The following is a 7071-nucleotide window of genomic DNA, read 5'->3' as shown; positions in this document are numbered from 1 at the left end:
GCATCGCCGACGCGATGGAACGCGCGGCCGCCGACCCCGACGTGAAGGTGGTGCGCCTCGGCGGTGCGGGCCGCGGCTTCTGTTCCGGTGCGGGCATCAGCGCCGACGACGTGTCGGACACCGGGGTCCCGCCGGACGAGATCGTGGTGGAGATAAACCGGTTGATCCGGGCGATCGCCGCGGCCCGCACCGCCGAGGCGCACCACCTTCACGTCGGGGTCGGCGGCCGCGCGTTCCATCGCGTCGGCGATGCCGGTAATCACCGGCAGGGTCAGCGAATTGAGGCTGTCGGCCCGATCGATGGTCACCGACAGCACGCCGCCGGACGACGTGACGGAAAGGCCTGCGACGGGGGTCAGGGTGTCGATCGCGGATTGCGCCATGGGCTCACCCTAAGTGACCGGGCTGCGCGCCGGTCCGGGGCGGCTGCGAAGATGCCAACTACAACGGGCGTCAGAGCAGACGAAAGGTCGGTAGATCGTGGCTGGACCGCTGAAGGGACTTCGGGTCGTCGAGTTGGCCGGCATCGGGCCGGGCCCGCACGCGGCGATGATCTTGGGGGATCTGGGCGCCGACGTGGTGCGCATCGATCGGCCATCGACCGGTCCCGGCGGTGTCGCGAAGGACGCCATGCTGCGCAACCGGCGAGTGGTGACCGTCGACCTCAAGTCCGACGAGGGACGTGCCGTCGTGCTCGAGCTCGTCGCCAAAGCCGACGTGTTGATCGAGGGCTTTCGCCCCGGCGTCACCGAGCGGCTCGGCCTCGGACCCGAGCAGTGCGCCGAGGTGAACGAGCGGCTGATCTACGCCCGGATGACCGGCTGGGGACAGTCCGGCCCACGCAGTCAGCAAGCTGGCCACGACATCAACTACATCTCCCTCAATGGCATCCTGCACGCCATCGGTCGGGCAAACGAGCGGCCGGTGCCGCCGTTGAACCTGGTCGGCGACTTCGGCGGCGGCTCGATGTTCTTGTTGGTCGGCATCCTGTCCGCGCTGTGGGAGCGGCAGAACTCCGGCAAGGGTCAGGTGATCGACGCCGCGATGGTCGACGGGTCCAGCGTGCTGATCCAGATGATGTGGGCGATGCGGGGACTGGGCATGTGGTCGGACGTGCGGGGGACCAACATGCTCGACGGCGGCGCGCCCTATTACGACACCTATGAGTGCGCCGACGGACGCTACGTCGCCGTGGGCGCCATCGAGCCGCAGTTCTACGCGGCCATGCTGGCCGGGCTCGGCCTGGACGCCGCCGATCTGCCGCCGCAGAACGACGTGAGCCGCTGGCCCGAGCTGCGCGGGGCGCTGACGGCGGCCTTCGCCGCTCACGACCGTGACCACTGGGCGAAGGTGTTCGCCGATTCCGACGCGTGCGTGACACCGGTGCTGGCGTTCGGCGAGGTGCACACCGAGCCGCACATCACCGAGCGGAACACGTTCTACGAAGCCGAGGGTGGTTTGCAGCCGTTGCCTGCGCCGCGGTTCTCCCGCACCACGCCCGACGTGCCGCGCCCTCCGGCCGCCCCGCTGGCCGACGTCGAAGCCGTGCTGAACGACTGGGTATAGTCGCCAACCAACTGGTTGGCTGGACGCAAGGGGAAGGACTCGCATGGAAATCAAGGACGCCGTAGCCGTCGTCACCGGGGGCGCCTCGGGGCTGGGCTTGGCCACCACCAAGCGGCTGCTGGACGCCGGGGCGCAGGTGGTGGTGATCGACCTGCGGGGCGAAGAGGCGGTCCAAGAGCTCGGCGAGCGCGCCCGCTTCGTGCAGGCCGACGTCACCGACGAGGCCGCCGTCAGCAAGGCGCTGGACACCGCCGAGTCGCTGGGCCCGGTGCGCATCAACGTCAATTGCGCCGGCATCGGCAACGCCATCAAGACGCTGTCCAAGGACGGCCCGTTCCCGCTGGACGCGTTCAAAAAGGTGGTCGGGGTCAACCTGATCGGCACCTTCAACGTGCTGCGGCTGGCCGCCGAGCGCATCGCCAAAACCGAACCGGTCGGGGAAGAGCGTGGGGTGATCATCAACACCGCCTCGGTCGCCGCGTTCGAGGGCCAGATCGGCCAGGCGGCCTACTCGGCGTCCAAGGGCGGCGTGGTCGGCATGACGCTTCCGATCGCGCGCGACCTGTCGCGCGAGCTCATCCGCGTGGTGACCATCGCGCCGGGCTTGTTCAAGACTCCGCTGCTGGGTTCGCTGCCCGAGGAGGCGCAGAAGTCGCTGGGCAAGCAGGTTCCGCACCCGGCCCGGTTGGGTGATCCCGACGAGTACGGCGCGCTCGCGGTGCACATCATCGAAAACCCGATGCTCAACGGCGAGGTCATCCGCCTGGACGGCGCCATCCGGATGGCCCCTCGCTGAGGCCCCCAAACACGAAAGCCCCCCGCGACGAGCGGGGGGCTTTCGTAATGGAGCAAGAACTTATCGACGGAACCATCGACTGACGGCGGGTTCGGCCATCAACAGGCGTGCGAGCATGCTCATAGTCAGACCTCAGCTCGCCGCTTGCAGTTCGTCGAACTGCTCCGAGGTTTCGCCTTCCACCAGAACGTCGCCGTGGTAGAGGGCTTCGAAGTCAACCTTGATGACGTCGGCACTTGTGTCGTCGATCCACATGACACTGAGCGTATGGGCCACCATTAAGGAATCTTTGAGTCACGATTCGGAAAACCGTGGCAATTTACCGCCCGGTAGGTTGTAAGCGGACGACCGCGGCTTTTAGGCCCATGACCTGCTTAGTTGGCACACATTTTTCTGGCCGGACTCTTAGTGTCGCCGCGGTTTAAAAGCGCCGCATTGAACCGTGCGGCAGCCGCCCTACGTGCTTAAAGAGGAATCTGTTTGACGCGTGGAAACTAACGTTTGTTAAGTTGTCGCGGGTACGCCAGCGGCCAGCGTGATCAGCACCGGCGGCGGAAGGGCTCGACATGCTGCAGGGGATCGCCCGATTGGCCATCGCGGCGCCGCGCCGCATCATCGCGCTAGGTGTCCTGGTCTTCATCGCCGCCGCGATCTTCGGCATTCCCGTCGCCAAGAGCCTGTCGCCCGGGGGCTTCCAGGATCCGCACTCCGAGTCCGCCCATGCGATCCAGGTGTTGACCGACAAGTTCGGGCAAAGCGGTCAGCAGATGCTGATCCTGGTGACAGCGCCCGGGGGCACCGACAGCGGACAGGCCCGCGCCGTGGGGACCGACCTGGTCAACCAGCTGCAGAAGTCACCGTTGGTCTACAACGTGTCGTCCCCGTGGACGGTCCCACCCGAGGCGGCCGCCGACCTGATCAGCCGCGACGGCAAGTCGGGCCTGCTCGTGGTCAACCTCAAGGGCGGCGAGAACTACGCGCAGACCAACGCCCAGACCATTGCGGACCAGTTCATCCACGACCGTGACGGCGTGACCGTCAGCGCCGGCGGCGCGGCAATGCAGTACGCCCAGATCAACACGCAGAACCAGGCCGATCTGCTGGTGATGGAGATGATCGCGCTCCCGCTGAGCTTCCTGATCCTCATCTGGGTGTTCGGCGGGCTGCTGGCGGCGGCGTTGCCGATGGCGCTGGGCGCGCTGGCCGTCGTCGGTTCGATGACGGTGTTGCGGCTGATCACGTTCAGCACCGAAGTGTCGATCTTCGCGCTCAACCTGAGCACCGCGTTGGGCCTGGCGCTGGCCATCGACTACACACTGCTGATCGTCAGCCGCTACCGCGACGAGCTGGCCGAGGGCAGCGACCCGGAAGAGGCGCTGATCCGGACCATGGCGACCTCCGGGCGCACGGTGCTGTTCTCCGCGGTCACCGTGGCGTTGTCCATGTCGGCGACCGTGGCGTTCCCGATGTACTTCCTCAAGTCCTTCGCCTACGCGGGCGTGGCCACCGTGGCCTTCGTCGCGACCGCCTCGATCGTGATAACGCCGGCCGCCATCGTCCTGCTGGGCCCCCGGCTGGACGCGCTGGACGTGCGCCGGCTGCTGCGCCGGGTCTTCCGGCGCCCCGAGCCGGTGCACAAACCCGTCGAGCAGCTGTTCTGGTACCGGTCGAGCAAGCTGGTGATGCGCCGCTGGGCGCCGATCGGCCTGACCGTCGTCGCGTTGCTGCTCCTGCTCGGGCTGCCGTTCCTCGGCGTGAAATGGGGCTTCCCGGACGACCGGGTGCTGCCGCGTTCGACGTCGTCGCACCAGGTCGGTGATCGGCTGCGCAACGATTTCGCGGACGACTCCGCGACGTCCGTGCCGGTCGTCGTTCCCGACGCTCGCGGCCTGAGTCCGGCGGACCTCGACCGGTACGCCGCCGACTTGTCGCGGGTTCCCGACGTGTCGGACGTGGCGGCTCCGGGCGGGACGTTTGTCGGCGGGAACCGGACGGGACCGCCCGCGGGGGCCACCGGTCTGGCCGACGGCAGCGCCTTCCTGACCGTCGGCAGCGCGGCGCCGCTGTTCTCGCCGGCCAGCGACGCGCAGCTCAAACGGTTGCACGAGGTGCCCGGGCCGGCCGGCCGGGCCGTCGCGATGGGCGGCGTCGCCCAGGTCAACCGCGACAGCGTGGACGCGGTCACCGACCGGCTCCCACTGGTGCTCGGGTTGATGGCCGCCATCACGTTCGCGCTGCTGTTCTTGCTCACCGGCAGCGTGGTGCTGCCGGCCAAGGCGCTGGCGTGCAACGTCCTCTCGCTGACCGCGGCCTTCGGCGCGCTGGTGTGGATCTTCCAGGACGGGCATCTCGGCGCGCTCGGAACCACGCCGAGCGGGACGCTGGTCGCCAATATGCCGGTGCTGCTGTTCTGCATCGCCTTCGGGCTGTCCATGGACTACGAGGTGTTCCTGCTCTCGCGGATCCGCGAGTACTGGCTCGCGTCGGGGGCCGCTCGACCCGGACGGCCGACCCCGAAGGAGGCGCACGCCGCCAACGACGAGAGTGTCGCCCTCGGCGTCGCCCGTACCGGCCGGGTGATCACCGCGGCCGCCTTGGTGATGTCGATGTCGTTCGCGGCGCTGATCGCAGCCCACGTTTCTTTCATGCGGATGTTCGGCCTGGGCCTGACGCTCGCCGTGTTCGCCGACGCCACCCTGGTGCGGATGGTCGTGGTGCCCGCGTTCATGCATGTGATGGGCCGGTGGAATTGGTGGGCGCCCAGGCCGCTGGCCTGGCTGCACGATCGGTTCGGCATCAGTGAGGGCGGGGCCACCCACAGATATGTCGAGCCGGTCCCGCTCGACGGTGGCCCGGTAGCGGAGCCCGTGCCCCGCTGACGCGCCGATCGGTTCGTCGGCAAGACCCTATTGTGAGGCTCATCCGAGTCGGAAGGTTGACGTGTATGACAACGGCGGTGGACAACCCGTTCTTCGCGCGCATCTGGCCCGTCGTCGCCACCCATGAAACCGAGGTGATCCGGGCCCTTCGCCGGGAGAACCTATCGGGGTTGTCGGGGCGGGTGCTGGAGGTCGGTGCGGGCATCGGGACGAACTTTCCGCACTACCCGGAGTCGGTCCACGAGGTGGTCGCGGTCGAGCCCGAGCCGCGGCTGGCCGCCCAGGCGCGGGCGGCGGCGGACGTGGTGCCCGCCCGCGTCGTCGTGACGGGCGAGACGGCCGAAGGGTTCAGCGGCGGCGAGCAGTTCGACGCCGTGGTGTGCTCGCTGGTGTTGTGCTCCGTGCAGGATCCCGGCGGCGTGTTGCGACGCCTGTATTCGCTGCTGCGCCCGGGCGGAGAGCTGCGCTACCTCGAGCACGTGGCGAGCGCCGGAGCGCGGGGCCGCTTCCAGCGGATCGCCGACGCGACGCTGTGGCCCCGGTTGTTCGGCAACTGTCACACCCACCGCGACACCGAGCGCTCGATCATCGACGCGGGATTCGAAGTCGACGTCTCCCGGCGCGAGTTCACATTGCCCGCATGGGCGCCCATGCCGGTGTCGGAAATCCTGCTGGGCCGCGCCCGCAGGCCGTAATTCCCGCGCGGCTACTTCAATAGCGCGGGCAGCCGCTGCAGCAACCCCGGCAACGCCTGGCCGGCCGTTTCGCGGATGCTGATCGTGGCGTGCCTGGACAGCGGCGTGACCTCGGGATTGACCTCGATGACGGCCGTGCCGCGGGAGAGCGCCAGCTCGGCCAGCCCGGCCGCCGGATAGACGATCGCCGAGGTTCCGACGACCACCATCACGTCGGCGGCCTCGGTCGCCTCGACCGCGGACTGCCACGGCGCGTCGGGCAACGGCTCACCGAACCAGACGATGTCGGGCCGGATCAGGCCGCCGCAGTGACAGACCGGTGGCTCCACTTCCAGCATCGGTTCGGGCATCGCGGGCAGCGCGTCTGTGTAAGGCATACCGCAACGGTCGCAACGGAATTCGAACAGGCTGCCGTGCAGGTGATGAACCGGCATGCTGCCGGCGCGCTCGTGCAAGTCGTCGACGTTCTGGGTGATTACGCTGACTTCGGCGCCGTCTTGCCACGCGGCGATCGCGCGGTGCCCGGCGTTGGGCGCGACGTCGGCCACCAGATAGTGACGCCACAAGTACCAGCCCCACACCCGCTCGGGATTGTCGCGCCACCCCTGGGTGCTGGACAGCTCGTAGGGATCGAAGCGGGCCCACAACCCGTTCTTGTCGTCGCGGAAGGTCGGCACCCCGCTCTCCGCGGAGATCCCCGCGCCGCTCAGCACCGCTACTCGCATCCCACAAAGATAGCGGTGCTTGGGACATACTGAAGAGGTGGAGCTGCGGGATTTGCTGAAGGTCGACATGAAGGCGGGCAGGCCGCTGTTCGACCAGCTCAGGACCCAAGTCATCGACGGCGTTCGGGCCGGCGCGCTGCCGCCCGGTACCCGGCTCCCCACGGTGCGCGACCTGGCTGGCCAGCTGGGCGTCGCGGCCAACACCGTGGCCCGCGCCTATCGGGAACTCGAGTCCGCGGCGATCGTCGAAACCCGCGGGCGCTTCGGCACTTTCATCTCCCGCTTCGACCCGACCGACGCCGCGATGGCGGCCGCCGCCAAGGAATACGTCGAGGTGGCCCGGGCGCTGGGGCTGACGAAGTCCGACGCGATGCGCTACCTGACCAACGTGCCGGACGACTGAGCGCTCC

General features: G+C 68.5%; 7 protein-coding genes and 1 pseudogene. 5 read left to right on the top strand and 3 right to left on the bottom strand.

The window, feature by feature from the left end; all coding sequences use genetic code 11:
• Window positions 1–383: pseudogene (locus A5750_RS26265) on the bottom strand (hypothetical protein); the annotation flags it as partial.
• A gap of 97 nt (window positions 384–480) precedes the next feature.
• On the opposite strand from A5750_RS26265, the gene A5750_RS04680 reads away from it, so the two are divergent.
• Complete coding sequence (locus A5750_RS04680) at window positions 481–1566, top strand: CaiB/BaiF CoA-transferase family protein (protein ID WP_067261342.1); 1086 nt, start codon at window positions 481–483, stop codon at window positions 1564–1566.
• Window positions 1567–1609: 43 nt separating this feature from the next.
• Entirely contained in the window at window positions 1610–2362 is a 753-nt protein-coding gene (locus tag A5750_RS04675; protein WP_066951567.1) for a 3-hydroxyacyl-CoA dehydrogenase, read from the top strand.
• A 132-nt stretch (window positions 2363–2494) separates the two neighbouring features.
• Here A5750_RS04675 and A5750_RS26510 read toward each other — a convergent pair whose 3' ends face one another.
• Entirely contained in the window at window positions 2495–2617 is a 123-nt protein-coding gene (locus A5750_RS26510) for a hypothetical protein (protein ID WP_003878506.1), read from the bottom strand.
• Window positions 2618–2928: 311 nt separating this feature from the next.
• Here A5750_RS26510 and A5750_RS04670 point away from each other — a divergent pair, with 311 nt between their 5' ends.
• Window positions 2929–5241 (top strand): MMPL family transporter, encoded by a 2313-nt coding sequence (locus tag A5750_RS04670; RefSeq protein ID WP_066951563.1) that lies wholly within the window; start codon window positions 2929–2931, stop codon window positions 5239–5241.
• Between the two features lie 65 nt (window positions 5242–5306).
• Window positions 5307–5936, top strand: coding sequence for a class I SAM-dependent methyltransferase (locus A5750_RS04665; RefSeq protein ID WP_066951561.1), 630 nt, complete (start codon window positions 5307–5309; stop codon window positions 5934–5936).
• Between the two features lie 11 nt (window positions 5937–5947).
• Here the strand turns inward: A5750_RS04665 and A5750_RS04660 are convergent, their stop codons facing one another.
• Window positions 5948–6661: an NAD-dependent deacylase gene (locus tag A5750_RS04660; RefSeq protein ID WP_066951559.1), complete on the bottom strand. Its 714-nt coding sequence runs from the start codon at window positions 6659–6661 to the stop codon at window positions 5948–5950.
• A 37-nt stretch (window positions 6662–6698) separates the two neighbouring features.
• Here A5750_RS04660 and A5750_RS04655 point away from each other — a divergent pair, with 37 nt between their 5' ends.
• A complete protein-coding gene (locus A5750_RS04655) occupies window positions 6699–7064 on the top strand; it encodes a GntR family transcriptional regulator (RefSeq protein WP_066951550.1) in 366 nt (121 codons plus the stop codon).
• The last annotated feature ends 7 nt before the right edge of the window (window positions 7065–7071 follow it).

The organism is Mycobacterium sp. 852002-51613_SCH5001154 (genome assembly GCF_001667425.1).
Taxonomy (GTDB): domain Bacteria; phylum Actinomycetota; class Actinomycetes; order Mycobacteriales; family Mycobacteriaceae; genus Mycobacterium.
This window is presented reverse-complemented; position numbering and strand designations above follow the sequence as displayed.

Coding starts and splice junctions, on each gene's coding strand:
- A5750_RS04665 (WP_066951561.1), top strand. CDS start 5,307: ATGACAACGGCGGTGGACAACCCGTTCTTCGCGCGCATCTGGCCCGTC.
- A5750_RS26510 (WP_003878506.1), bottom strand. CDS start 2,617: ATGTGGATCGACGACACAAGTGCCGACGTCATCAAGGTTGACTTCGAA.
- A5750_RS04670 (WP_066951563.1), top strand. CDS start 2,929: ATGCTGCAGGGGATCGCCCGATTGGCCATCGCGGCGCCGCGCCGCATC.
- A5750_RS04660 (WP_066951559.1), bottom strand. CDS start 6,661: ATGCGAGTAGCGGTGCTGAGCGGCGCGGGGATCTCCGCGGAGAGCGGG.
- A5750_RS04675 (WP_066951567.1), top strand. CDS start 1,610: ATGGAAATCAAGGACGCCGTAGCCGTCGTCACCGGGGGCGCCTCGGGG.